Genomic DNA, 24,741 nt, shown 5'->3' on the forward strand with positions numbered 1-24,741 from the left:
CACCGCAAAGCCGCCCGCCCGCTACGGCGCTAGTTGAGGCGCGCGTCCGGGCGGCTTTGCTCTACCGAGCTACACCACCGCCGGGGACACGACCCATTCGATAGCGGCAATTCGCGTGGGCGTCATGCTCGCCGGGCGAGTGCTTCGTGAAGTTGAATTTGGTTGGATACACGCGCCGCGCTGAGGACGGGTTGAATTCAAATTGCCGTCCGCACTCAGGACTCGGCTCCGCATTCTTCTTTAAGCGCGTGAGAGCTCGGGAATCATAATCCTGGGGTCGGGGGTTCGAGTCCCTCTCCCGCTACCATCTTTCCCCACACTCCCGTTACTCGGTTGGGGTAAGCGGCTTCGCCGAGCAACGCGTTTAGGCGGCCGGCTATCTCCACCGCCACTCCACCTGATCTGACCGGGTCCCTGAAAACGGTGACCGTGTCGACGAGATCTCTGATGGCCTCTGCGGCCTCTGCGTCGCCCGTTGTGACACACTTGCCCAGCGATTCTTCAAGCCGACCGAGTTGCTCCTCATATCGCGTCAAGACTGCCGGATGCAGCGCGACTTCCTTTGGGGCCAGCGACTCGTTCTGCAGCTCTTCAGATATCCGCTTTCGCTCGGCGTCTAAGGCAGTCGATCGCGGTCCAAGAATGGAGGGGTCGCCATGTCCTTTGGCGATCGCATCCACCAAGCGTTCGATTTCCCTGTTCATTTGACCAAGCTGCTGTTCAAGGCGCTGCCGTTTTGCATGTGATGTTGCTGCGAGGCGCTTCCGCTCCTCTAGATATGTTCGTACGTACTCCGCAATAACTTTCGGCGCGCGCAATTCGGTCTTCAACCCGCTGAGAACCGCACTTTCGACGGTGTCTAAATAGAAAGTCTTCGCGTCAGGACACGTGCCGCTCTCCGTCGCAGCCGAGCAGCGAATACGAACGCGTCCTGATTTGTCCCGCCCATTGGTTGCCATGCCCGAACCGCATGAACCGCAGCGGAGCAAGCCAGACAGCATTCGACGAGGACGACGTTGATGACTGGGATGCGTGCGACCGCGCTCTTCTTTGCGTTGCTGAGCAGCCGTGAATAGCTCTGGATCGACAATTGCAAGGTGCGGCACTTCAGCAACCTGCCACTCACTCCTCGCATTTGGTCGCGACAGGCGCTTTCCCGTGTCAGGATCTTTCACCATCCTAACTTTGTTCCAGACGAGGCGGCCCACATAAAGCTCGTTCTGCAGAATACCGGCCGCCCTCTCAAGATTGCCATTAATGGTTGATGCATTCCATGCCCGTCCTCGCGGAGCTGAGACCCGTTCCCTGTTTAGATTGTGGGCGATTTCGCGGGGCGTTCGGCCGCTCACGTATTCCTGAAAGATGCGCCGGATCACTTGTGCCTCAGTCTCGATGATCACACGTTCACCACGTTTTCCGGCGACTGCAGCGTATCCATATGTCAGGCCGCCTCCAGCCAAACCTTGCTTGACGCGCCCCGCTAGGCCACGACGCACCTTGTGCGCGTTGTCCTCTCGATAGAGTTGCCCGACCAAGCCACGAAGGCCGACCAGCACCGTGTTAACGACACCCTCGTGAACGGCCCGGATCTCGATTCCGAGAAAAGATAGTCTCTTATGGATGCCTGCGAGATCTTCCATGTCGCGAGAAAGGCGATCGAGCGCTTCGACGATCACGACGTCGAAAGATCCCTCCCGCGCTTGGTCCAACATCCGCAGAAGGCCTTCGCGTCCCATGACCGAGCCACCAGAACGAGCTCGATCTTCATAGGTGCGGATAACAGTTAAGCCTTCGCGCTCGGCGTAGCTTTGACAAAGTGAAAGCTGATCTTCAATCGAACGCTCATTCTGAAGATCGGTCGAGAACCGAGCATAGATCGTCGCTCTCGTTTTTGCCGCTTCGATTGGCAAGTTCTCTTTCATGATCCTCCCTCGCGGCCAGACGAGCAAGTACGCGCGCGAGGCGTAAGATCGCCTTGTCTGGATTCGTCTGCAAGGACAATTTGCGATGCGCGTCGGTGATCATCTCGAGCATAATGCTCGCGCGGTGTCTGAGCGGAACAGCCGCTATGAGTTAGTCGTGTTATCGGATGCTGCGGCGAAGAAAAAAGGATGGAGACCGGAAGGGCGTCGCCGCCGAAGTGTTCGGTGGTGAGATCGCTACATTCAGCTATCGAGGCCTTCGCACAAACCGGGCGAACTTGCCCGCAGATCGTTATGCGGCAGACTATCGATCAGGCTTGTTGATCTGCTGTCTTTTGGTTTGAATTCGATCGCGTTCGTTGCGCTTCGGTTGGGGCGATTCTGGTGTGAAACAGGTGCGGCGGCACCTCGCTCGTGCAGAGGAGCGAGACTGGCATCCGCCGTCTCGCTGACCTCTCGCTAGTGAGGCAGCTGACTCTTAATCATCGGGTCCCAGGTTCGAGCCCTGGTGCGCCCACCAAGTCCTTCAAGCACTTAGCCGGTTTCACCGTTTGAAACGCGCTGACTAAAACGGTTTCTCAAACGGTGTTTTTGCGCGCCGGTCGAACCGTCCGCTCTCTACAATGTGATCGGCGTGATCGGCGCAGGGGCACACGAGCCGCCCGCGGTCGATCGTTCAGATAGGCGGGCGACAAAAGTGAAAGTGTCTTCCACCGCCGAACTCGCTCTACGATGATCATCAATTGGATCGACTTGGCCCTCTCAAGGCTGAAACAGGGGTTCGATTCCCCTAGGGAGCGCCATAAAATCAAACATTTAGCGGCCTGACAAAACTCAGTGTCCAGTTTGTGTCTCGTTCGCTGGGTGTCCATTATGGATTGCGAGCCATTCGAGATCCGGCACGCGATGCTTAGGTGCCGTCGTCCGGACGGCCTCCATTGTCCTCTCTGAACGGCGAGAACGATCGCATCGTCATCACGCCAATTGTCTCGGGAAGGTCGAGTGCTCGGGGATCGTCGAGCTCCCCGTCCACCGGCAACTTAAACGCCACCGTCGCAATCCATGCGAGAAAGCGGCCGAATTCGCTACCGACATCGAGGGCCCGACTCCATGCCTCGACCGACCCTCGATCGATGTCACTCAATGCCTCTATCGGCTCGCCGCGCGTAACTCGCAACAGAATCTGTTCGCGGTCGTCCAACGAGAGTCCGGCGGGCGTGTCGGCAGCGATTGCCGCCGTACGGAGAACCGCCTGCCGGTCATGCTCGCGCAACGCGACCAATCGTTTCAAGAGATCCTGGCGCGCCTGTTCGGGGCAAACACCGAACGCCATAAGGAGGGGACCGGCGACGGTAGGTCCATCCGTCTCAGCAACCTTGGCAGCCGCGTCGACAAGCGCGTCAGAGCGACCGCTCAACGAGCGATCGAAATGAGCCCACGCAGCCGCTTGCGCACGTGGTCGGTGAGCCGGTGAGGCGTCGAGGCCCGTACTGCTCAGAGCCGTAACCATCATAGGCGCAATCCTGGGATCGTCTTTCGTCGCGAGCGCCGAAAGGGTCGCGCACGCTACGAAGGGATCATCGCCATCTTCCAGCGCGACTTGCAACAGAGCATCCACCGCGGACGCAGGCAGAGTCTTATAGGACCCCAATGCTCGAGCAGCAGCACGTGCCACGCTGAACTTTGACCAGGACGATCTATTTAGGGAACTGGAAAAATTGCGCGTATCGCGCACGAGCTCAACTAACGGTTCAATTGCTTCGGGCCAACAATGCGCTTCCATGAGTTCGGCGAAGGCCAGCCGGACGTCGGCACTATGGTCGTCCGCGGCAGCGACGAGAGCCAGTCGCTCTTCCATCGTGGCATCCGTCGCCAGCAGTTCCAGCGCGCGCCGACGCACAGGGTAACGCCTGTGCTTCATTGCCTTCGCAAACTTGTCGCGCCGATCCGTGACATCTCCGATGAGCATCACTTGGATTGCAATCAGGCCGTCTTTTTCGTCGTCGGTTGAGAGCATCCTGTCCGCCGCGGTCTCGATAGTAAGTCCAGCACCGGCCGCCAGACAGATCAACGTACCGCTAAGTTCGATAGAGGCGTTCGCGAGAGCTGAGCCTAAAAGTGTACGAACGGATTGGGAAAGCCCGGTTGCGACCGTGGAGATTTCGCCACCGGCCACCATATGCAACAGACTTTGGCCCAATTCGCGCTCGTCAGCGTTAAGGCTTTGCAGCAACCGATCCGCCCGTGCACGCCTCGCGACCGTCCCGTCCGCGCCGCGTGGGTCACCTTCGAGACGTGTGGAGAAAACGTCTTGAAGGAATTCGAGCCGTCGTGTGATCGGAGCGCGGGGCACCAGGGATATGAGAACCGGCACCGGATCGTTTGTGCCGCTGTCGGCCGCGGCGATCTTCACCAGTCGTTGGCGTTCGTTGGCGTTCAAGTCCGAGCGGATCAACTCGTTTACGAGATAGTCGTTCAGGGAATGGTTCCAATGCTGCTCGGCGGCACGCCAAGCCTGATCGCGCGCCCAGTCGTCCGAGCTTTCGAGCAGAAGTTTTAATTCCTCCAATGGCGGTGTTTTCGGTGTGCTGCAGATCAGATCGCCGAGCGCGTACAGAAGAAGCTTCCGGTGAGGGCTTGTCGCGATCCAGTCTACCCCTTGGCTCGCCCGGCGAATGCGCACGACCGCTTTCATGCCTTCGCGAGCGTTGAGAAACCGTTCCGAGGGTACGTCGATAATATGGTCGGCCGCGTCCGCGTCTACTGCGTGCTCCTGGGCCTGGTAATAGTCGTCGGCAAAGCCCTTCATCCATGTGTCGGCCTCAGATTCCGACCGCGCGAAGTGATCAATCGCTCGTTCGTAGTCGGGGGAAGTACCTGCCAAGGCTCCTGCAGCGAGAATATTGATGCCCTCGTGCGGGTCGCCGGGCTCGGCGACGGCCTTCAGGCCGTCCCAAAACGCGTCCTCGAGATCGGTTGCGAGACGCTCGAGGAGCGGGATCATCTCGACATGATAGTTTCGGCGTGCAAACGGCAACACTTCGCGGATAAAACGCTTGATCATCGGTTGCGTTCGGGGATCGTTGCGCAAGGCGCTGATATCGGCGTCACGAAGTGACGGAGGCGCGCGCCACCGCTTGAGAAAACTGAATTCCTCGTCGGGCCCACCCTGAAGCAATATTTTGGCAAGTTGTGCTGGCAGATGCTCCTTCGAACCGAACTGCTCCAAATCCCGCAGAGCTCTTTCGTAATCCATCCGCTTCTTGGCAGACAACGCCACTTCTTCCAGATGTCGATCGAGGCGTACGGCCGTGGCGGCTGACAATTCCAGTTGAAGATTCTCGATCCTTTTCGCTTCCCGCAGGATGCTGAGGCCGGTCTCAATGCCCCAATCCTCTTCGTCGCGGTCCCACGCCAACAGAGCATCCACAGTGGTCGAGAGTGCGCGCTCGGATTCGCGGGGATAACGCAATAATGCGCGGCGGAGCCCGTCTTCGACGCGAGGATGGTAGAAGGCCAGCGCCGTGCCGTCCTTGCGGAGGTTTTGACCGGCCACAAGGAAGTCTATCAAGCCGTCGACATCGGGCCGCAGACTGGGATCGCAGGTTCTGAGCCGCCGTCCAAGTTTCGCGAACGCCTCGCGTGCGACCGCAGCCCGCGAGCTGAGCATCGCCCAGATGATCGCTGCTGCCATGGCACCCTCGGCACCGAGGGGCAAGATCTGCTCCGCAATGACCTTGGATATGGCCTCGATCTGCGAGTCGGCCAGGATGTCATCGATGTTGCGAACTTTCTGGCAATCTTCTCGGCTTAGCGCAACCAAAAATCGCTTCACCTCGTACGGTCGCGACAACTCTTTGAGCGCTCTTGGACGATGGTGAACTGCCAGTTGTTTAGCGTGCCCGCTGAGGTCCGTGGCAATCGCATCGTAGATTTCGGCCAAACGCGCCGCTCCATAGTCTTCGACGTCGATCGACACCAGGTAGGGCTGCAATTCCTTCATGAGATCATGACCGGCGCTGAGCAGCACGTCCGAGCGCGAAGTGATCAGGAATTTTCGCCCAGGACCGGCTTGGTCGAGAAGCTTGGGAAGTTCGCCGCTCCAGCGATCGGCGCCCGGCATGAGACGATTTCCACCCCAGGGATCGCGCAAATGGAACAGGACCGGATCGGTGCGCGTCAGATGTTGTCGGACATGGCCGGGCCCGTATTCCTCGCCGACGACGTCGAACACGGGAGACCCACAACGCAGCTCAAGTTCTAAAATGTCCGCCGTGAGGGTCTTGCCGGTTCCCGAAGGCCCAACAATGACGACGGCGTGCGAATCTTCAAGACGATTCCTGACCTTGTCGAAAGACCTGGGTCGAATGTAGTGATCCATGTCCCGGGTCGGCGCGCGTGAGCCGCCATGTTGGGTCAGCACGGTCAGCACGTCCGATACCTGCCAACGCCCCTCGTGAGCGCCCTCGATCCGTTCACGGACCGCGTCGCACAGATCGCGCAGGCAGTGCTCGTGCTTCGGAAACGGTACGTGACCATGTTGCGTCAGCAACGTGGAAATGCGTGACGCAAGAACCTCGCGGGTGACGCCTGTGAGGAGGAGGATGCGAGGCGCGAGAGATGCCTGCTCGGCGGCATCAAATCCCTCGCGAGCGTGAGGCGGCAGTTCGTCGACTTCAGGGAAATCTAACAAATTCGTTCCTTCGTGAGGCCTCAAGCCTCCAACCGAAGCCTCGTTGGAAACGAAGACGTACCGGCGCGTGGGATCGGATTCGAGCATGGCCAGCGGGCGACTTCGCTTTTGACCCTTACTGTTGTTGTCGGGATCCTGTCCAAGGAGAATGTCCGCGATAGCCGGCGCTGCCCAAGGTGAAGATGAGCGTGTCTTGGCTTGCAGGATCAAATTGAGTTGGGATCCCTGCGCTGTGAGGCCCAGCGATGCCGTCGAAGGATCCGTTACGGCAGCTTCGAGATCTTCGTCCGAACGTGGCTCGATTTCGACGCAATCGGTGGCGCCTTTGGCAAGCATAAGATCCAGCGCGACCCAGATCGTAACTTCGATCTGATACTGATAGCCGATGAAGCCGGGGTTGCCCGTTTTGCGGCGGGACCGGGCCGGCAATCCGCCGCTGGCGGCCGTGCGACGGTTAACTTTGCTGGGCGAGATGACATTTCCCGGCGTCTGTTTCTTAGCCGCCACGGCTCGTCCCTTTCAGAATGATCCGCACGAACGAAAACATTCGGGTGAACAGGTAGTCAATCTGATCGGGTGACGTCAAAGGTTCCTGGGTGGTTTCCGAATGCCGAATGCGGAAATTGTTGCCGATATTCGTCAGTTCGGCTGCCTCTCGCGCCAATGCTTGCCGAAAGCCCGATGCTGGTGGCGCCACCCGGTCCAACAATGCATCGGCCTGCACTCGCTTGTTCGCTCCTGGTTCAAGCGTCTTCAGCCGCTCGAACGCGTCCCACAGCTTTTCCAGTGCGTCCTGACGATCCTCCAGTTTGGGCAAGAGGATACGCCGCCGGGCGGTCTCAAGGAGTCGATCGGTCTCGCCGTCCCCGGTCTGGAACAGCGTCCAGCCGATCGCTTCGGCTAGGGGAGCTGGAAGCAGTCGACGAGCTGCGCCTTCCGACGTGAGTTCGAAACCCAGGGCGTTGCGCCGGAACAGGATACTTACGTCGTCGACGAAGTGCGCCAGGCCGGCGTCGCGGTCCCAGCTTAGATGATGGTGCCGGAAAAACGAGTGGTAACCGCCTTGGATAGGCTCACCGACCGACTTGGCACAGAATTCGAGCAGATCGAGTACGACTGGCGTTTCGAGGACTTCCGTCGCTGAGAGAGGCCAATCGATCCATGGCACCTCTGCTGCCATGACACGGCTGAAAGCCTGCTCGTCGCAACCGCAAGGACCATTGCCGTCGGGACACTGTTCGGGAAAGCGAAACCCGAACGAGCCATTACCAATCCGTGTCTGGATCAGGCTGTAGAGGCCCGCCCAAAGCCGATCATCGATCTTGTCGACGGACGGAGCACGGGTCCCATATTCGCGATCTGTAAAGTAGGCAGACATGTTCGTTGGCTTTCCCTACCGACCTTTGCAGGCCGGCCCATAACTCGCCCGCAGAACGGTGCAGCTTGCTCGTGAATCGGGCCGGTACACACACGGTCGCCGGGGAGCGCCCGTCGACTTGAGACCTTTTCTCTAACGGCGGCTGGCCTGTCCGGGCGTTGGCGGAGAGAAGGTAGATTTGTCGGCCTGTTCAGCGAGTACCGCTTGCCCTTTTTCCAATTTCAGCCCGGTGTTGGTGATTTCCAGGCGGTAGCGCGAATTCACCGTTAAGCAGGCCAAGATGATCACCGCCACCAACAAGGCCCACCGGTTGGGGTCAATCGGTTTCATTGACGCCTCCCGTTACCGATGTCAGGAACCAGGGTGCTCGCCTCAGCAAGGTACCCCCGTCGTGCACATATTCAGCGAGGAGAACGGCGACGCCAGCGTTTATAACTTGTGTCCGGTTCATGCCGAGGCGGCTGCACGCCTCGTTGAGGGAATTCAGTTCTTTCTCGGAAAGACGAAAGGAAATTACCTGTTTGCGCATACCAAACAGGATAGCGCGAGATCATTAACAAATTCATAAGAACGTAATACGCGGTTGCCTGCCGGGTTGAGCGCTCGGTGACAGATAGTCCGCTTCGCCGGCACGGCCGGGACTCGGCGAGAGTTAGAATTAGTATTCAGCTTTGAAGGGTGCTCCGCTGGGTTTGATAATTCCATTATAATGGTATCATTTCTCTGGAAATGGGCTCTAAGAACCCAATATAATGGGTTGATTTTGGTCAGAAGGTATATATAAGAACCCACTATAATGGGTTGATAAACAATGGACCTCACGATCCAGATTTTTTTCGATAGCGAATGGCATGATGCAGCCATCGTCCAGCTTGCTCACGCGGAAAGAGGCTACACGTCCTCCTCGAGGGTCGGCTACGAAATTCAGTACTTCGCGGATTTCGGAGCCGTGTCCTTGGCCGACGGCCGGCCCGTCGGGGGCTTGCGAGCCTATTCGGTGGCCGCTCCTATCGATCTCGATGACCGGTCCGCGGAAACATGGCCGCCTTTCCTTCTCGACTTCATTCCCCAAGGGCGGCAAGCAAAGCGGATCGCCGAATTTCTGAAGATTAAGCCCGACGCTCCGTCTTCCCAGATTGAACTTCTCAAGAGATCGGCGGGGTCTCCCGTGGGCAACCTTCGTATCAAGGAAGCATACGCTCTGGAAGCCGAACGCGTTCGCGAATTGGGACGCGTGGGCGTCACGATGGAAGCCATTCTGGCGCGCGATCCCACCTTCCTTGAAGTTGCCGACCACTTCTCGATGCTCGCCTCCGGATCGAATGGTCTTCAGGGAGATTGGCCCAAGGTGGCGATGACGCAGTCCACGGACGGGTTGTGGTATCCGAACTCTATGGTCGATGACGGGGACGCGAGGGCGTTCGTGATAGCCAAGCTTCTCAGAAGCGGTGAAGCGACGGACAAACGCATCTTGGAAGCCGAAGCCGGTTATTCGAAGGTGGCGAAAGAATTTGGCCTGAACGTGCATGGAGTGAACACCTACGGCGACGGCGTGCTCGTCATTCCGCGTTTCGATCGTGAGGTGTCGGAGGACGGACTTGTACGATACGGCCAGGAAAGCATCACTTCAGCTCTCGGCATAGCGGAATTCGGCGCGAGGGGAAGACACGAAACGTATCTCAATTTGGTTCAGCAGGTATCCGCCGATCCGCTCCAGGACACCGTCGAGTACATCCTGCGCGATATATTGAATTTAGCGATGGGAAACCCGGACAACCACGGCCGGAATACCGCTCTCCGGAAATTTCCGGACGGTACGGTACGCCTTGCTCCGTTGTTCGATTTCGCGCCGATGAGGATTGATGCTTCGGCCATTCCGAGATCGACCGTTTGGGAGTGCATGCGCAAGTCCAATCGGGATACCAATCCCGATTGGCGCGAGGTTTGCGAAGCTGTCGCGAGTGCGGCGGTGCCTGCGGACGAATTGATGGAAGCCCTTGCGGCGAAGGAGGACCAACTCCGCGAACTTCCGGACATTGCTCGGCGGAATGGCGTGCCGGAAACGGTGATCGAACACGTCATCGTAAAAAACGAGGAAATGGCGGACGGAGTGGCCAAGCTGAAGAACGCTCCCAGTTATGGATGATCGACATGTCGAGATGGCGCAAACCCACCAAGGAAGAGATACGGGATCGCCGGGCGGCCGTAGCCGCCAAGGCAAGATCCGGACAGCTTCGGCTTCCCGATGCCGTGGCGGAGATGAGGCATGCACTTGGATTGACGCAGCCTGAGTTCGCGAAACTCTTCAAGTTGACGACGCGCCAGGTTGCGGACATTGAACGCGGCGAAGCCAATCCGACATCGGAAACGCTCCAAAAGATAGGTCGAGCGTTCGGATTTCAGGTCGGCTTCGTTCCGACGAAAAGCGCTCCCAAGGTAGTCGAAGAAGAGGAGCAACCTCCGACCGGCCCAAGGATGTAGATTTGAATCCAGTGTAAGACGGAAAAGACCGCGAGGGACGAAGGAGATTTAGCCGGCGCCGGCCAGTAAGTTGTCGCCGGAGCTTCCCCGGGCGCATTCGCGACCGGCGCGCACGGTTCATACGAGAGCTTTTTGTTTAGCGGTCGCAAAGTCGGCTCCCCCCATATGGAAGCTAGGCCGGCATGAAAGCAGCCTTCACGTCGCCTCGACCGATTAGCTTCGAGAAACGGCGATAGTCCGAATGCTCAAATCGCCAGCGGCCAGCCGCGATCGCTGGGTGCACGCCGGCTTTCTCTGCCGCCTCCAATACTTCCTCTGGGCTGCTATTTTCGTCAATCGGCTTCCAAATGGCGGGAGGAATAAGGGCGTTGCGCGCGAACGCGTCCGCTTCGGCTTCGATGGCCTCGGAACTTTTCACATCCAAATCGTCAAGGATTACCTGTCGATCAGGACCCAAATGGCAAACCACGTGTGCGAATTCATGCAATAGCGTGAACCAGAAATTGTCCAAACGATCATGACGCAGAGTAAGCGCAATCACCGGAACACCATCGCCGCGGCACATCGCCGCTCCATCCAGGAATGTCCCTGGTAGATGTTCTAAAATAACCAATATGATTCCCATACGATGTAAAGCAGTGACGATTTGATCGTGCCAGTCCGGCAACGTGCTCAGCTTCGCCAATTGGCGCGCCGCCTTCTTCGGATCTCTGATCTTTGTCTTCTTGATGGTAATCTTTTCTGCGCGCACCAATGCTGCCGCACACCAAGCTTCAAGTGCGGCCATGTCCGTCTTCGCGTTAGTGCGCTCGGTCCTAGTCTTGCGCAACATAGCAACAGCCGGAGCGGAAGCTTTTGAACGTGATAAGAAGCTTGCGAGGCTTTCTTTCTCTTTCATCAAGCCAAGTTTGCGAAGTGCCCCCTCGGCCGCTACTGAGGTGCTCGACGGGCGAGCTGCGGGTTCATGCTTGGACGAGCCGATAAGTGACACAATTGGAATACCGAGATGCTGGTGCAACGCTCGGATCTGATCGACCGTAGGCTGCCGCTGGCCGTTGAGTATCTCTGACACTCGCGACTTACTCCCAAGGTATGGAATCAGATCGCGTTGAGACAGTCCGGTTTGCGCCATACGGAACTTGATCGCTTGAGCAGGGGTGGCTGTTTCGATGGAGTACTCGGATCGCTCCCATCTCTCGATGAGAGCTTGCAACACCTCAAGCTCGTCAAGGTCGTTCTGACTGCTTTGCCCGAAAAGCGTCTTGGCGCGCTTCAGCGCTGATCGATAGTCCTCGTCTGTACGTATTGGGCGAATTGTCATGCCACGTTGCTCCCTCTCTTCTTGATGGCGCGTGCTGCGCTTCTCGTGCCCGCGTATTCGATGAAAATCATCTGTGCTTTGCAGTCAGCCAAGAGATCGACCCGATAGCCGCCGTCCATCGGAATTCGAACCTTGATGCCGTCGACAATCGCCGCGGGAAAAAAATCTGCTATTTCATCCATCGAACTCCATGTGCCTGCCTCAAGCTCCGCAATGAGAGCCGGTATCGCCCCATCCAGGGCCTCCCCGGCACGATGCGCAAGTTCAACCAGCTTCGAAATTCCCATCAGCTTCATGGCAACTAGCGACTCCGCCAAAATTAGTTCCCAAATGTGGGACGATCTCTTGCGTTCAACCCCGCGCCGTGCCATATGGGAATCAGTGTTCCCAGATGTGGGACTAACACGCAGATTCGCCCGGACCAAGGGATTTTGCTCCGCCCTCCCGTGCGCAAACTTCGGAGCATCAACCCTGGGTCAATAGGCTGGACGGCAACCTAGGCGCCGAGTGAGCAGGAAGGTATTCGAATGTCAGTCGATGTCGCGGCGCACCTGGTGCGCATCCATATCAATCGGGAGGCCTACAAGTCACCGAATCCCACCACCGGCAAGGCTCTCTACGATCTGGGCAACGTGCCCAAGCACGAGAAACTGTACCGCGAGGTCAGCGGCGACAAGGAAGACCAGCTCATCCCGCGCGATGATGCTCATGTGCATCTGACGGAGGACGAGCACTTCTACAGCCAGAAGGTCTTCTCGATCTTCGTGAATACCGATGAGCACGAGGTTGAGAAGCAGCAGATCTCCTACGCGCGAGTGGTCGAGCTCTATCTTGGCGACGGCGGCAAGCCCTCCAACGAATATCTCATCAAGTATTCCCACGGCCCGGCGGAAAACCCGAGCGGTACTTTGGCTCCTGGACAGAAGGTTTCGGTGAAAGATGGCATGCGCTTTAGGGTTGCCGGAACTGGCGAGTCATAATCCCTTCATCAGGGACCTCGAGGAACTCGGCTACCAGATCGACTTCGTCGGTGGCTACCTCGTCATCTACGGCCTGCCCTACCTCAACGATCAGGGTGAGCTGAAGCATGGAGACTGGGCCAGCCCCCTCGATCTTAATGGGCCGGTGATCGGTCCGCCGACCGGCAATCACCAGGCGTGGTGGCGGGGCACGCGGCCGTTCGACCAGCAGAAGCGGGAACTCAGGCTCGGTGGCGGACAGCAGCAGGTAACGGTCGCACCCGACCTGATCACTGATTGCTCGTTCTCGTTCAAGCTGCAGGAGAACGGCGCGAACCGCGAGTACCGTTCGTTCGAAGAAAAGGTACAGACCTATCTCCATGCGATCACGGCGCCGGCGTTGGCCGCCTATCCGGACGCGACGCCTTTCAGCGGCATCGCGGTGAAGGCCGCGGCCCAAGGCAGCCCGCTGCGCTTTCCCGACACGATGTCCTCGAGGTATCACATGAACGACATCTCCTCCCTGCTTCGCGACAAGCGTATCTCCATCATCGGCCTGGGCGGGACCGGCTCTTACATCCTCGATTTCATCGCGCGGACGCATGTCGATCGGATCGCGCTCTTCGACGACGACAAGGTGCACGTTCACACGATCTTCCGGATTCCTGGGTTCATCCCCAACGCGATCGGCGGCTTCAAGGTCGACGCGCTGGCGCGTCAGTACGGCAATTGGCATGCGGGCCTGGAGCCGGTGCCGGAGCGCATCACCTCGGCGAACATCGAGCGTCTCAGCGGGTTCGAGTTCGTCTTCGTGTCCGTCGACGACGGCCCGGCGCGCAAGCAGATCGTCGATTGGCTGAGCGCGCGGGGAATTCCCTACGTCGACTGCGGGATGGGGCTGGACAGGTCGCTGGTGGGTTTGAGCGGATTCGTCCGCATCACCGGCACCGACCGCAAGGCGTACGACGACAACGTTGGCAGCGCGCGGCTGCCTGTCGAGAACGCCAAGGAAAACGAGTATCGCAAGCAGGCGCAGATCACGGAGTTGAACGCGATGAACGCCATCATGGCCGTGATAAGGTTCAAGCAGCACTTCAAGCTGCTCGATCGTCTCGACGAGGCGACGTCGTACATCTTCGATACAGCGACGATGGAGATGGAATAGGAAGCATGGTGCCATTCTCATATCGGGCCGTCGAACGCCTACCCAAGCGACTCGAACAAGGCGTGCTCTACCACTCGACCGAATTCGAGGTGGCGGCACTATCCTGCGCGTGCGGCTGCGGTCATCGCGTGATGCTCCTGGTGCCCGACAGTCATCAGGTCTCGTCCCAAGGCGGCATGGCGACCGTGCGGCCATCGATTTCGGTCTGCGACGCGCCCTGCAAGTCGCACTACATCATAACGTCCGGCAGGGTGGAGTGGCTTCCGGCGTTCTCGGAAGCCATGGCCTCGTCGGTCATGCGCAAACAGATCGCCCGGCATGTCGTTCGCGAAGCCAAGCTGCAGACGTGGACAAGCTGGATCCGTATGGTCATCGGAAGGGCGTACGCGAAGATCAGGGAGAAGCTGGGTCTGTGAGGCTGGAGCGCCCGATCGATCTCGGCGAATCCTAACGAACCTGCCTCGTTGACCGATGTCGGCCACGGGGATTAGGTGAGCGGCGGGGCACTACCCCTGATAGAATCGAGCTATCTAGATTCGGTCGCTGTCCGATCCTCGGATCGTCAGCGATCGGAGACAAAAGCGGGCCTCCCAGGAGCCGTCATGCACTCGTACCTCACCGCAGAAAACACCTTCTTGCGAGCTTTCGGCAATCGTTGCCTGCTCCTCCTCGGTCCGGGGCCGAAGGCAAAGCGCAACGCCACATACCGGAAGCAGGATCACCACCAAAAATTCCTTACCCGTCTGGAGCCCAGCCTGGCGATCTGCTCCGCCGACTACGACAACCAGTACGACCATCCATGCGAAGAGATCCGGGAACGGCTGCACGAGCAAGGCATCCGGCTCATGACCACCAAGACCGGCGACGTGATCGTCCGTTCCACCGGCGACCACACCGGCGCGTACCAGGCCATCAACCTGATCGAAAAATTGGGCAAGGAATCGTCCCGTGTCGACTTCGTGTCGAAGAAGAGCCGAATTCTCGACGCCAACGGCGACACGCTGCGGCAGCGCTACGGTCTGCACAAGACGCATCCGCGGTAGGAGTAGGACATCATGGCGAAGAACATACTGATCTTCTCAGACGGCACCGGACAGGTCGGGGGTCTTCGCCCGGACGAGCGCCGTAGCAACATCTACAAGCTCTACCGTGCCACGCGCTGCGGACCGGACACCGACATCGACCCGGCGGCCCAGGTCACCTTCTATGACGCTGGGCTCGGCTCGATGCCGCCGGAGGGCGCCTTCTTCATCGTCCGCGCCTACCGCTGGCTGCACAACCTGTTTAGCCTTGCGACGGGGCTCGGGATCACCACCAACATCATCGACTGCTATTGCGCGATCCTGAGCATGTGGGAGCCTGGCGACAGGATCTTCGTGTTCGGATTTTCCAGAGGCTCGTACACCGTGAGGTGCCTCGCAGCGGTGCTGTCGATGTGCGGCGTACCGACCACCATGGCGGACGGCAAGACACCGCTCAGGCGCGATGCGAAATCGATCAAGAAGATCGCGAACGAAGCCGTCAAGAACGTCTACCAGCACGTCAGTTCGCCGGCCGACGAAAAGTACGTCGGTCAGCGCAAGGCGATCGCCCTTCGATTTCGTCGAAAATACAATTCGGACGTCGCCGGTATCCCGAACGCCAACCCGTACTTCATCGGCGTGTTCGACACCGTCGCTTCTCTGGGAAGCTACCGGCTGTCGGCGGCCATGGTGGCCGGCGCCGCAGCGCTCCTGTTTCTTGCAAGCTGGGCCCTGTCGGTGGTGGCTCTGACCTTCTGGACGTGGTTGCTTCTGTTGAGTGTACTCGCCGGTGCCGTCGCTCTTATCTGGTACGTTGTTTCCCACCTGCGCTATGCCACCGGCCTTGAGGGCTACACGTTCTGGAAAACCCTGCACTTCACCTCGCCGAAGATGAAGTTTTACGATCCGCATCTGGACAACGAGGTGCGGTACGCCCGCCATGCCCTGTCGCTCGACGAGAACCGCAACGATTTTGCCATCGTGAAGTGGGGCAGTAAGAGCAACAAGGGTCCGCCGCGCAAGGACAGCGATCCGGACTGGCTGCAGCAGGTGTGGTTCGCTGGCAATCATTCGGACATCGGCGGAAGCTACCTGGAGAACGAGTCCCGGCTCTCCGACATATCGCTGAAATGGATGGTGCACGCGGCGACGGCACTTCCGGACGAGACCGGACCGAACGGCGCCGGCATCAAGGTCAACCCGCTCCTGCTGCAGCTTCGACCGGATCCCCTAGGACCTCAGCACGACGAGCGCGAACCCGGCTTCTGGGGCATCCGATGGCCAAAGGGGCTCCGACACGTCGATCCGGAGGCCATTCTGCACTCATCCGTCTACACCAGGGCGGCCGCCGAGCGCGTTCCGCATTTCTACTCCACCGAGGAATACTCGCCCGAGAACCTGGCGGACCACATCAAGTTTCAGAAGGCAAAGTCCGACCGAAACGCGCCGCCGCCGCTGGTCGCGGCAGGTCAACCGTCCGAGGGGGGTGCCAGATGATCGGAATCTGCACCAACCGGAAATCCGATTTGCAAAATCATTCTATCGGGAGGCGGTGATGGGAGTCGGCGAGGACTTTGCCAAGTTCAAGGACAACTACCAGATCACCCAGGAGATGATCGGCTCGATCTCATACCGCTACAAGCGCATCACCCGCCAGTTAAACACGGATTTCCGCGGCAATACATCCGACACGGCAAACAGTTTGTACGTCGGATCCTACGGGCGGGACACCGCAGCGAAAGGTCTAAGCGACTTGGACATGGCGTTCATCCTGCCGTATGCCGAGTATGCGAAGTACAAGGCATTCGCCTCCAATGGCCCGTCGGCGCTCTTGCAGGCGGTGAAGCGGTCGATCCAGAAAACGTACCCGGCGTCGGAAAGCTTCGGAGACGGCCAGGTAGTCGTGATAACGTTCGATGACGGTGTCAGGTTTGAGATCTTACCTGTCTTCGACAACCAGGATTCCGAAAGCTGTACGTACCCCAACGCGAATGGTGGCGGTGAATGGAGGGTTTGCAATCCCCGCGCGGAGATGAAGGCGGTCGCCAAGCGAAGCGCGGACACAAACAAGAACCTGAAATACCTGGGGCGAATGACGCGGGTCTGGTGCGCCCACTGTTCGGTACCGATGAGCGGCATGCTGATCGACACCTTGGCCTACCAATTCATCGAAAACTATGTAAACCGTGACAAAGCGTTTTTATACCATGACCTCATGATGCGGGATTTCTTCGAGTTTCTCTCGCAACAGCCGCAAACCCAGACGGTGTGGCGCGCACCGGGAAGCGGATCACACGTCAGCCGAAACGGAATCTTCGAGCACAAGGCCCGCAGCGCACAGCTTCGCGCGATCGAAGCAGTCAACTTCGACCTCGTCCACCAGGATTGGTCCCGGCGGCAGAAATGGAGAGAAGTCTTTGGAAATCTCTATCCCGCCTGAACCTGAGCGGTACGCTCTGGAAAGCCAAGTGCGAGAATGCTTTGGACGTTGCGCTTACACGCACAAAACCCATGAGAAGATGGCGGAGCGGGGGGCACGGCGCCAGCGAATCATGAAGTGGTGCCAGATCGTGCTGTCGGCGCTGACGGCCGGCGGCGCGATCGGTGTCGTGTTCGATAGGAACTCCGTCGTATTTCCCTACGCTACAGCGGTCCTGTCGATCTCGCTCTTGATCATCAACAGCTACGTCAAGGACCTCGATCCAGGCAAAGACGCCCAACTGCACCGGGAAGCAGCCTCGGACATCTGGAATATCAGGGAAGCGTATCTGAGCCTGCTTACCGACATCCGCGATCCCGGGTGCCCGACGGTTCAACTTCGGCAGCGCCGCGACGATCTGCAGGCGCTCCTGCACAAGATCTATAGATCGGCTCCGCATACCGACGGCAAAGCCTACGGGCAGGCGCAAGACGCACTTCAGCACAGAGAAGACCTTACGTTCTCCGACGCCGAGATCGACGCGTTTTTGCCCGGGCCCCTGAAACGGAAAGCTGCCGGGACCTGTTGATCAGAATCGGATGAACCGCAGCGCAGTCGACCGAAGTCTTGAAGGCTGGAAAGAATGAAGGCGATCCCACATTCAATACCAGATGCCCTCAAGCTCCAGGTTCCGCAAATCTTTGATCAAGGGCACCAGGGATTCGGTAGGCACTTTTCCATCTGTTAAATGCGCCAACAATTCGTGAACTTGAAGCACCCGTGGCATTCCTGCTTCGTCATAAAGCGGCTCGTCGATCCGCCACGCAAATTCGACGAACGGCGAAACGACCCTCCATTCGATCGATTTGGCCCAACTCACGTCGAAATTTGTGCCCTTAGGTTCGCTTGCGATGCGCTCCGCGAGCGACCGCGCCTGGTTGACCTTCTCAAGGATGAAGTCCTTTCTCTTGTCGAAGACGCTCGGCTTTCCCACCTCGAAGTCGAGCGGCATTTCGTAAGAGAAGCACTCGATCAGAACGAGCCGATCTCCGATCCGGACGGCCGCATCGATCTCGCGCGGATTGCCGCTCGTCCACTTGAGTTGTCCTTGCAGGCAGAGATCGAGGTCGCGCGCCTTGATCGCGTTGCGGACGGCGTTTTCGAAACTCAAGCCACCGGCGGCTGCCTTGCGCACGCCGAAGAAAAGCGTCTGCAGGACCGGGAGGATCGCGGCGAGATCGATCATGAGCTTGCCCATCGAGGGGACAAGTATCGGACGCTTGCCGCCGCTCCAGAGGCCGATGTTTTTCTGAGCGGCTTCGCTTAGCGATATGAACTCGACGGCTCTGCGCACCTCTTCGATCGGAAAAATCTTTTCGTGCTGTAGCTGCTCCGCGAACCAGACCGCTTCCTTTGCCAAGTCTTCTAGATCGAAATTTACCATCGTGTAACCGCGAAACATCAAGTTCGTGAAGTTATTCATCGTTCTATCGCGGCGTTCCGCCCACATCGAATGATGCATCGTCATGCCGACGTAGGTGCCGAAGAACGCCGCCGCCCAGACGGCAAAGAGCACCGCGTCGAGATCGATCCCGTGCTTGAGCTTGAACGGCTCGGCCATGAATGCATTCTCAGTCCGGAACTGTGCCAGTGAGAAGGTGCCGATCTCAAAGTTTGTGGCGCCGTGACCGCGCCCGACGCGACCGGCGGCGCTGTTCCAAGCGGGAAACTCCCCAACTACCGGATTCGGTTTCATCTGTGCGAAATTGATCTTGGCGCCGCGTTCGGCATCTGCCTCGTCGGCATTCGCTTCGTCCAACCACGTGCCGAGCCGGGTGCGAAAACCGAAGTTTTCGTTGTTTCTTTCATCGTAGAGTTCGAACGACAGCGGATGGACGCTGGTATCCTTGTAGCGGTGTGAGCCGAGCTCGGCGTCCCATTTGACGATCGACCCCTTGCCGATCGATCGCATCGCGGCCGATGCCCACCAGTATTCGTAGCAAAGCCCCTCGATGGCGAAAACGTCGATCAGATCGGATTGGCGAAATTCCGTCATCACGATCTGTCCTGATTCGCGCAAGACCTGATACGCTTTCTTCGCCTTCAGCTTTCCTCCGTACACCTGTGCCATGGCTTCGTACCAAGCGCCGTCGAGCAAGGTGGGCAATCTTGTACGAGTAACGGGACCAAGGTCGTCGGTCTTGTCCAATGCGCCATGCTTCGCGTAGGCAAGCTCCGCGATCCGCCGAACCAACATCACGGTCGTATCGTCGTTCTTCAGTCTGTGCGCGTCCGCGAGCATGGGACGCAGACGACGGTGGAGATGAAACCAGAATCCCGGAGAATGACCGCGGACGAGCGTCGCGATCCCCGCCTCGATCTGGTCGAGATAGGCGCGATAGATCTGCCATGCCGGATCGCCGGCGGCTTCGCCCGCCGCGATGATTTGAGGCGCCAATTCGCGTTGCCGAAACTCGCGGGGAACGTCGACGAGGCGCCGACGGATTTCCGCATGATGTTTCATTATCAGATACGGAAGGGTCCGCGAGTAGTAGAACTGCATTACAATGAGCGGACCCTCGTCGTCCGCGTCCTTCGGCATTTTCATAGGTCTTCGCCCCTTATGCCGCCTGCCAAGCACTGTGCAAGCGTCCGCAGATCGTCGGCATGATGTTGCGCTGATAATAGCAGCTTCTATCGGCAATGGCTCGGCAGCACTGCACCGTCGCGTTCACGGTTGATACGGTCCAGGCCGTAAAAACCATAGCGGCGCCGATGAAGGGAGTAGATGCCCAGTTATCGTCCACGTCGGTAGCGAGGCTCGCCAGAGGCACTTGGTGGTCTCGGGAACGATGCGGGCCGCCTGGAAGGCGAGAAGCGCTTCCTGCAAGCCCGCCTGCCGACCAGAGCATGACCGGTCCGCCACCCGATCGAGCAGCCGTGCAAAAGGAGCGCGTAGACCAGCGCGGACGCCAATCCGACCTGTTGTGGCGCCTAGCCGATTAACGTCGGGGATATTTATCCTCCATCCGTCTACGGAACGAAGACTCCCCCGGAGACCGCGACGACCTCGGACAAAGCCATAGGCTCCAGGAGACTACCGTCGGCTCACTCGGGTAGGCCGAACAGATCGAGGGCGGTAGCGCGATGCTTGGCGTCTGCCGCCGTCAAATGAAGCCAGGTGGCGGTCTTTGCGTCGATCCACAGGAACACATCGATCTTGCGCGCCGCCTCGCAAACCTGGCCTTGCATCTTCCTGCCGAGCATGAAGAGCGGTTTCCCGTCGGGAAGGGGAAGTCCGGCGATCGTGGCAATCAGATCCTTCCGCTCGATCTCCGGGGTGTGGCTGACGAAAACCATCACATTCGGCTTGTCGTGGGACGGATTCTGCGCCTCGAGTTGCTCGACTGCGCTGCGGATGTTTTGGCCGAGCTTGCGGTAGAACGGTAGGTTCTTCCGAACGGCCACGGTACCCTCCGGCGGACCCTCCAAGGCCGCGGGGTCGAAGAGCGATTTCACTTCGCAGAAGCCGACCAGTTCGCCGTCCTTCATCAACTTGAAATCCGGCGTCTTGCCGCGATTGAGTGCAGCTTTGTCGTACGGTTCGAGCACGATGCCGTTCGCGTCGCAGATCAGATCCCGCAGCATCTGGATGTCCGCCGCCTCATCCGGGGCCGGTGGCTCGACGGCGACCTTCGGGGCCGCAGGATCGTGGGTTATCTTCACCAGGTGGCGGACCTTGTCGATCATGCCGCGTGTCGCTGGCGTGTCCGGCAACCACGACACCCGGCCGATCTTGTTCAGCTTAAGACCGATCAGCGTCCGCCGCTGGTCGCCCCGCCGCCGGATCGGGCTGCCTGTCTGCTCGATCTCGATGTACCGCATCCGTGTCGCTCCTTGTTCGGTTCGCGCGCCGGCCGATCAGGTGGGGCTGGTCTTGGATTTGAGAAATGCGTTTCGAGGTCGTTCGTGGCGGCTGACAACCAGTGCTGGATCTCCTCGATCATCCGGCACACGTCACGGATCTGGCTAAGGTCGGCGACGGCCGTCATGACGACGCCGGGATCCGGCTCTGCGCCCAGCACTCTCTTGTAATCCGCTGCGGACTTAGTGACGAAGACGAGAGCATCTTCGGTGGGAAAGCGCTTGACCGCAAAATGCGCCAGCAGATTCCGAAGCTTCCGGAATTCCTTTATGCGGCTGAGGGCGAGCGCGTTGTTCGGCGAGATGTCGGGCGTCGTCTCAAGGATGGTCTCGACGTCGGAGAGGTGCATCTTCGCAGTCTTGCCGAGCCAGGCCGGCGGAAGCGCCTTAGCATGGTCGAGTACCTCGATCATGCGCCGCAGATTGAAGTCGATGTAGCTGTACAGCATGACGATCTTGCCGATGAGAACGACGTCGTCCTTGTTAGGCGCGGGCCAATTGATGATCGGCTCGGAGGCATTCCGGACCAGCTCCATCAGGTATCGATTGCGTTCCGTTTCGACCGACGAGGGTAGGGCCACGTCATGCTTCTCCGGATCACGAGCGATCGAAGGTGGTCGGATTTGCCTCGACGTACTCCGCCCAGAGTTGCTGCATCATCGCCCTCACCTCGTCGGGGCGGTGATCGTCTCCGTTCGGCAGCCGATTGCCCAATTGCCCTAGGTGAAGGTTTCCGGAAAGCGGACTGCCCGGATGGGGCGAGAACGCCGCGCCCGTCGGGACGTGCGTGATTCCTTCCGGAGCGACGACGAACTGGTCTCGCGTTACTGGGGTAGCCATGGTGACGGTCTCACAATCGGAGCGGGCATTATCCTGGATCCGCATTGGCAAAGGAAAGCGGTTGCTGTTGCTTCGGTCTCCTTTGAATCCGGGTGCTTCCTTAAGGGTTGTTCGATAAACTGGCGTTTTGAGTAGTGTGATGACCAAGCGTACGCGAAGAATTGTGGCGGCGGAAATGCCGGGGTTCATTAAACCCCAATTGGCCACGCTGAAGGCCAAGGCGCCGTCCGGCGACCAGTGGCTTCACGAAATCAAGTTTGACGGCTACCGCGTGCAAATTCACCTCAACAAGGGGAAGAAGCGGGTGTTTACCCGCAACGGGCTGGACTGGACGAAGCGTTTTTCGGTGATCGCCGGCGCGTTAGATATCTCCGGGCAGGCGATCCTCGACGGAGAGGTGGTGGTCATCCATGAAGGCCGCACCAATTTCTCCGAACTTCAGGCCGAACTCGCTGCGGGCAAACAGGATCGGCTTGTCTACTACGTCTTCGACCTTCTCTGGCGAGACGGTGACATCCGCAAACTTCCTCAGGTGACAGCGGAAGCAGATGCTGTCCGACCTGCTGGGTGAAAACGACATCGGGCTTCCCGTTATCTACTCGGAGCACTTGATAGGCGATGGACAGGAGATGTTCGAACACGCGACGAAGTTGAACTTCGATCGTCTCGAAGAATGCCCAAGCTCCCTATCGCTCCGATCGGAACGAAGGGTGGTTGAAGATCAAGACCGTACAGACGGGCAAATTCCCGGTCATCGGCTTCGTCAAGGACCCCACCGGGGTGGCAGCGCTGTATCTCGGAAAGCGAGAGGAAAAAGATCTCGTCTACATGGGAAAGGTGGGGACCGGATGGTCGCGGACCGTGTCGAGCCAGATCAGAAAGCAGCTTGATACCGTGGTGAGCCCAAAATCGAAGCTGACGAAGCCGATCAAGAAGCCGAAGGCCACGTGGGTCGAACCGACGTTCTTCGCGGACATCGAGTACCGGGACATCACGTCCGAAGGTCTACTGCGGCAGAGCTCCTTCAAGGGGCTCAAGCGGAATTAAATCAGTCGGCCTCCCACGCCGGCGTCGAATAGTCGAGTGCGACCATCCGGCCTTCGAACCATCCCCAGTCGGACGCCTTCGGTTCGAAGGGACAACTGTCCTCACCCGGCATTTTGTCCCAGACCTCGGCGGCATCCATGTACTCGTCCAAGCTCATCATGCCGGTCAGCGGCATCGCGGCTCTCATAATTTGCACGGCTCCGCTCCGGGACACCCAAAGCACCGGACAAAGTAAGACGCGTCGCGTCGCGTTCACGCTCCGATAGAGTTTCGCTTCGTATAGATTGCTGGCGCGTCCGCGCGCGTCCCACGCAAACTTGAAGGCGAACCGGCCGACGACAATGACCGGTGACCGCATACTGCCTGCTCTTGAAATGCTGATCACGCCGCGCTTCCTCAGATCGGCAGGCCGAGTTGCGGCTCGTCCTGAAGTTCGCCCTGGAGCGCGGACAGCGAGACTCCAAGAAGCCGGACCGGCTTTGGAACAGGCATCTCGTTCTGAAGCAGGGCAATCGAGAGGCGTTCGAGGTCGCTGCGGCTCGCGACTGCGACGGGGACGGACCTGCTGCGAGAGATAATCTCGAAGTCGTTGAACTTCATCTTCAGGGTCACTGTCCTGCCCAGTGTTCCCTTGTCTTCGCAGTGCCGCCAGACCTTGTCAACCAGCGGCCGCAGTTCGGCGACCATGACGTCAAATTCGGTGAGATCGGTAGAAAATGTGTTTTCGGCACCGATAGACTTCCGGATCCGGTCGGCGCGGACCTCGCGGTTGTCGACGCCTCTTGAGATCCAATAAAAGTAGCTGCCGGCCTTGCCGAAGTTAGCTTGCATGAATTCCAGCGACTGATTGCGCATGTCGAGGCCGGTGTGGAGCCCGAGCGAATTCATCTTGGCGCTGGTGGCGGGCCCAATGCCGTGAAATTTGCCGACAGGCAGGCCTTCGACGAAGGCGGGCCCCATCTCCGGAGTGATGACATACTGACCGTTCGGCTTCCGGTGGTCGGAGGCGAGCTTCGCCAGAAACTTATTGTACGAGATGCCGGCAGACGCATTCAGGCCGGTCTCCTGCTTTATCTTGGCGCGGATCGCCAATGCGACATCGCGCGCGAGTGGAATGTTCTGCAGGTTTTCCGTGACGTCCAGGTAGGCCTCGTCCAGCGACAGCGGTTCGATGATCGCTGTGTGCTCGGCAAAGATCTCGCGGATCTGCTGAGAGACCGCCTTGTAGATCTCGAATCGGGGCTTCACGAAGATGAGGTCCGGACATTGCCGCTTGGCCGTCACAGACGGCATGGCGGAGCGGACGCCGAACTTGCGCGCTTCGTAGCTCGCGGCCGCGACGACGCCGCGCTCGCGGGATCCGCCGACGGCGACCGGCTTGCCGCGGAGCTCCGGATTATCCCGCTGTTCGACGGATGCGTAGAAGGCGTCCATGTCGACGTGGATGATCTTCCGCTGGCGGTTTTCGTCCATCGCACACTAGTGAGTTTGCAGCCGTCCCGACGCGTACCTTGACAAATCGGGACGTTCTAGAACAAAGATAGAACATTTCGCGCGCAGCGGCAACCAA

22 protein-coding genes, 1 tRNA gene and 1 pseudogene are annotated in these 24,741 nt (G+C 58.9%); 12 read left to right on the forward strand and 12 right to left on the reverse strand.

Annotation, left to right across the window (positions count from 1 at the left end):
* Nucleotides 1-263: 263 nt before the first annotated feature.
* Nucleotides 264-1,922, reverse strand: a complete 1,659-nt coding sequence (locus ABIB99_RS42720) for a recombinase family protein (RefSeq protein WP_354181865.1) — start codon at nt 1,920-1,922, stop codon at nt 264-266.
* Nucleotides 1,923-2,655: 733 nt separating this feature from the next.
* Here ABIB99_RS42720 and ABIB99_RS42725 point away from each other — a divergent pair.
* Nucleotides 2,656-2,725 (forward strand) — tRNA-Glu (locus ABIB99_RS42725).
* Between the two features lie 107 nt (nt 2,726-2,832).
* On the opposite strand, the gene ABIB99_RS42730 is transcribed toward ABIB99_RS42725, so the two are convergent.
* The 3 genes from ABIB99_RS42730 to ABIB99_RS42740 all read right to left on the reverse strand — a co-directional run bounded on the left by ABIB99_RS42730 (nt 2,833) and on the right by ABIB99_RS42740 (nt 8,323).
* A complete protein-coding gene (locus ABIB99_RS42730) occupies nt 2,833-7,122 on the reverse strand; it encodes a HEAT repeat domain-containing protein (protein ID WP_354181867.1) in 4,290 nt (1,429 codons plus the stop codon).
* Complete coding sequence (locus ABIB99_RS42735) at nt 7,112-7,993, reverse strand: hypothetical protein (protein WP_354181869.1); 882 nt, start codon at nt 7,991-7,993, stop codon at nt 7,112-7,114. Before ABIB99_RS42735 ends, ABIB99_RS42730 begins: the two co-directional genes overlap by 11 nt.
* Nucleotides 7,994-8,125: 132 nt before the next feature.
* Entirely contained in the window at nt 8,126-8,323 is a 198-nt protein-coding gene (locus tag ABIB99_RS42740; RefSeq protein ID WP_354181871.1) for a hypothetical protein, read from the reverse strand.
* Between the two features lie 481 nt (nt 8,324-8,804).
* On the opposite strand from ABIB99_RS42740, the gene ABIB99_RS42745 reads away from it, so the two are divergent.
* Nucleotides 8,805-10,139, forward strand: coding sequence for a type II toxin-antitoxin system HipA family toxin (locus tag ABIB99_RS42745; RefSeq protein WP_354181873.1), 1,335 nt, complete (start codon nt 8,805-8,807; stop codon nt 10,137-10,139).
* Between the two features lie 5 nt (nt 10,140-10,144).
* Entirely contained in the window at nt 10,145-10,474 is a 330-nt protein-coding gene (locus ABIB99_RS42750) for a helix-turn-helix domain-containing protein (protein WP_354181919.1), read from the forward strand.
* Between the two features lie 172 nt (nt 10,475-10,646).
* Here the strand turns inward: ABIB99_RS42750 and ABIB99_RS42755 are convergent, their stop codons facing one another.
* Complete coding sequence (locus tag ABIB99_RS42755; protein WP_354181875.1) at nt 10,647-11,795, reverse strand: ImmA/IrrE family metallo-endopeptidase; 1,149 nt, start codon at nt 11,793-11,795, stop codon at nt 10,647-10,649.
* Complete coding sequence (locus ABIB99_RS42760; protein WP_354181877.1) at nt 11,792-12,091, reverse strand: hypothetical protein; 300 nt, start codon at nt 12,089-12,091, stop codon at nt 11,792-11,794. The genes ABIB99_RS42755 and ABIB99_RS42760 overlap by 4 nt, the downstream gene beginning before the upstream one ends.
* 231 nt (nt 12,092-12,322) lie before the next feature.
* Between ABIB99_RS42760 and ABIB99_RS42765 the strand changes: the two genes are divergently transcribed.
* The 7 genes from ABIB99_RS42765 to ABIB99_RS42795 all read left to right on the forward strand — a co-directional run bounded on the left by ABIB99_RS42765 (nt 12,323) and on the right by ABIB99_RS42795 (nt 17,949).
* The gene (locus ABIB99_RS42765; RefSeq protein WP_354181879.1) at nt 12,323-12,775 is read left to right on the forward strand and encodes a multiubiquitin domain-containing protein; all 453 of its coding nucleotides are present in this window, start codon (nt 12,323-12,325) and stop codon (nt 12,773-12,775) included.
* On the forward strand, nt 12,735-13,919 hold the full coding sequence (locus ABIB99_RS42770; RefSeq protein ID WP_354181881.1) for a ThiF family adenylyltransferase: 1,185 nt from the start codon (nt 12,735-12,737) through the stop codon (nt 13,917-13,919). Before ABIB99_RS42765 ends, ABIB99_RS42770 begins: the two co-directional genes overlap by 41 nt.
* A gap of 5 nt (nt 13,920-13,924) precedes the next feature.
* Nucleotides 13,925-14,335 (forward strand): ubiquitination-like system serine protease family protein, encoded by a 411-nt coding sequence (locus ABIB99_RS42775; RefSeq protein ID WP_502917563.1) that lies wholly within the window; start codon nt 13,925-13,927, stop codon nt 14,333-14,335.
* Nucleotides 14,336-14,554: 219 nt separating this feature from the next.
* Entirely contained in the window at nt 14,555-14,962 is a 408-nt protein-coding gene (locus ABIB99_RS42780; RefSeq protein WP_354181885.1) for a ComEC/Rec2 family competence protein, read from the forward strand.
* Nucleotides 14,963-14,974: 12 nt separating this feature from the next.
* Entirely contained in the window at nt 14,975-16,438 is a 1,464-nt protein-coding gene (locus tag ABIB99_RS42785) for a T6SS phospholipase effector Tle1-like catalytic domain-containing protein (RefSeq protein WP_354181887.1), read from the forward strand.
* A 58-nt stretch (nt 16,439-16,496) separates the two neighbouring features.
* The gene (locus ABIB99_RS42790; protein ID WP_354181889.1) at nt 16,497-17,381 is read left to right on the forward strand and encodes an SMODS domain-containing nucleotidyltransferase; all 885 of its coding nucleotides are present in this window, start codon (nt 16,497-16,499) and stop codon (nt 17,379-17,381) included.
* Nucleotides 17,359-17,949, forward strand: coding sequence for an SLATT domain-containing protein (locus ABIB99_RS42795; protein ID WP_354181891.1), 591 nt, complete (start codon nt 17,359-17,361; stop codon nt 17,947-17,949). Before ABIB99_RS42790 ends, ABIB99_RS42795 begins: the two co-directional genes overlap by 23 nt.
* A gap of 72 nt (nt 17,950-18,021) precedes the next feature.
* Here ABIB99_RS42795 and ABIB99_RS42800 read toward each other — a convergent pair whose 3' ends face one another.
* The 4 genes and pseudogenes from ABIB99_RS42800 to ABIB99_RS42815 all read right to left on the reverse strand — a co-directional run bounded on the left by ABIB99_RS42800 (nt 18,022) and on the right by ABIB99_RS42815 (nt 22,124).
* Nucleotides 18,022-19,968: a hypothetical protein gene (locus ABIB99_RS42800; RefSeq protein ID WP_354181893.1), complete on the reverse strand. Its 1,947-nt coding sequence runs from the start codon at nt 19,966-19,968 to the stop codon at nt 18,022-18,024.
* A 1,100-nt stretch (nt 19,969-21,068) separates the two neighbouring features.
* Nucleotides 21,069-21,245 (reverse strand): annotated as a pseudogene (gene rpmD, locus ABIB99_RS42805) (50S ribosomal protein L30); the annotation flags it as partial.
* Nucleotides 21,176-21,865, reverse strand: coding sequence for a hypothetical protein (locus tag ABIB99_RS42810; RefSeq protein ID WP_354181895.1), 690 nt, complete (start codon nt 21,863-21,865; stop codon nt 21,176-21,178). The pseudogene rpmD and the gene ABIB99_RS42810, both read right to left, overlap by 70 nt.
* Nucleotides 21,866-21,881: 16 nt before the next feature.
* On the reverse strand, nt 21,882-22,124 hold the full coding sequence (locus ABIB99_RS42815) for a hypothetical protein (RefSeq protein ID WP_354181897.1): 243 nt from the start codon (nt 22,122-22,124) through the stop codon (nt 21,882-21,884).
* A gap of 139 nt (nt 22,125-22,263) precedes the next feature.
* On the opposite strand from ABIB99_RS42815, the gene ABIB99_RS42820 reads away from it, so the two are divergent.
* Both ABIB99_RS42820 and ABIB99_RS42825 read left to right on the forward strand, forming a co-directional pair.
* A complete protein-coding gene (locus tag ABIB99_RS42820) occupies nt 22,264-22,695 on the forward strand; it encodes an ATP-dependent DNA ligase (RefSeq protein ID WP_354181899.1) in 432 nt (143 codons plus the stop codon).
* A gap of 143 nt (nt 22,696-22,838) precedes the next feature.
* On the forward strand, nt 22,839-23,171 hold the full coding sequence (locus tag ABIB99_RS42825; RefSeq protein ID WP_354181901.1) for an ATP dependent DNA ligase: 333 nt from the start codon (nt 22,839-22,841) through the stop codon (nt 23,169-23,171).
* A 1-nt stretch (nt 23,172) separates the two neighbouring features.
* On the opposite strand, the gene ABIB99_RS42830 is transcribed toward ABIB99_RS42825, so the two are convergent.
* Nucleotides 23,173-23,367 (reverse strand): hypothetical protein, encoded by a 195-nt coding sequence (locus ABIB99_RS42830; RefSeq protein ID WP_354181903.1) that lies wholly within the window; start codon nt 23,365-23,367, stop codon nt 23,173-23,175.
* Nucleotides 23,368-23,567: 200 nt separating this feature from the next.
* Nucleotides 23,568-24,644: a DNA polymerase IV gene (dinB, locus tag ABIB99_RS42835; protein ID WP_354181905.1), complete on the reverse strand. Its 1,077-nt coding sequence runs from the start codon at nt 24,642-24,644 to the stop codon at nt 23,568-23,570.
* Nucleotides 24,645-24,741: the final 97 nt, after the last annotated feature.

Origin of the sequence: Bradyrhizobium sp. LA6.1 (assembly GCF_040547805.1) — a bacterium.
Lineage (GTDB): Bacteria > Pseudomonadota > Alphaproteobacteria > Rhizobiales > Xanthobacteraceae > Bradyrhizobium > Bradyrhizobium barranii.

What these genes read in the sequence shown, in the direction of transcription:
- ABIB99_RS42720 (WP_354181865.1), bottom strand. Translation starts at nt 1,922, where the DNA reads ATGAAAGAGAACTTGCCAATCGAAGCGGCAAAAACGAGAGCGACGATC.
- ABIB99_RS42735 (WP_354181869.1), bottom strand. Translation starts at nt 7,993, where the DNA reads ATGTCTGCCTACTTTACAGATCGCGAATATGGGACCCGTGCTCCGTCC.
- ABIB99_RS42740 (WP_354181871.1), bottom strand. Translation starts at nt 8,323, where the DNA reads ATGAAACCGATTGACCCCAACCGGTGGGCCTTGTTGGTGGCGGTGATC.
- ABIB99_RS42745 (WP_354181873.1), top strand. Translation starts at nt 8,805, where the DNA reads ATGGACCTCACGATCCAGATTTTTTTCGATAGCGAATGGCATGATGCA.
- ABIB99_RS42750 (WP_354181919.1), top strand. Translation starts at nt 10,145, where the DNA reads ATGTCGAGATGGCGCAAACCCACCAAGGAAGAGATACGGGATCGCCGG.
- ABIB99_RS42755 (WP_354181875.1), bottom strand. Translation starts at nt 11,795, where the DNA reads ATGACAATTCGCCCAATACGTACAGACGAGGACTATCGATCAGCGCTG.
- ABIB99_RS42760 (WP_354181877.1), bottom strand. Translation starts at nt 12,091, where the DNA reads ATGAAGCTGATGGGAATTTCGAAGCTGGTTGAACTTGCGCATCGTGCC.
- ABIB99_RS42765 (WP_354181879.1), top strand. Translation starts at nt 12,323, where the DNA reads ATGTCAGTCGATGTCGCGGCGCACCTGGTGCGCATCCATATCAATCGG.
- ABIB99_RS42770 (WP_354181881.1), top strand. Translation starts at nt 12,735, where the DNA reads ATGGCATGCGCTTTAGGGTTGCCGGAACTGGCGAGTCATAATCCCTTC.
- ABIB99_RS42775 (WP_502917563.1), top strand. Translation starts at nt 13,925, where the DNA reads ATGGTGCCATTCTCATATCGGGCCGTCGAACGCCTACCCAAGCGACTC.
- ABIB99_RS42785 (WP_354181887.1), top strand. Translation starts at nt 14,975, where the DNA reads ATGGCGAAGAACATACTGATCTTCTCAGACGGCACCGGACAGGTCGGG.
- ABIB99_RS42790 (WP_354181889.1), top strand. Translation starts at nt 16,497, where the DNA reads ATGGGAGTCGGCGAGGACTTTGCCAAGTTCAAGGACAACTACCAGATC.
- ABIB99_RS42800 (WP_354181893.1), bottom strand. Translation starts at nt 19,968, where the DNA reads ATGAAAATGCCGAAGGACGCGGACGACGAGGGTCCGCTCATTGTAATG.
- ABIB99_RS42815 (WP_354181897.1), bottom strand. Translation starts at nt 22,124, where the DNA reads ATGGCTACCCCAGTAACGCGAGACCAGTTCGTCGTCGCTCCGGAAGGA.
- ABIB99_RS42820 (WP_354181899.1), top strand. Translation starts at nt 22,264, where the DNA reads ATGACCAAGCGTACGCGAAGAATTGTGGCGGCGGAAATGCCGGGGTTC.
- dinB (WP_354181905.1), bottom strand. Translation starts at nt 24,644, where the DNA reads ATGGACGAAAACCGCCAGCGGAAGATCATCCACGTCGACATGGACGCC.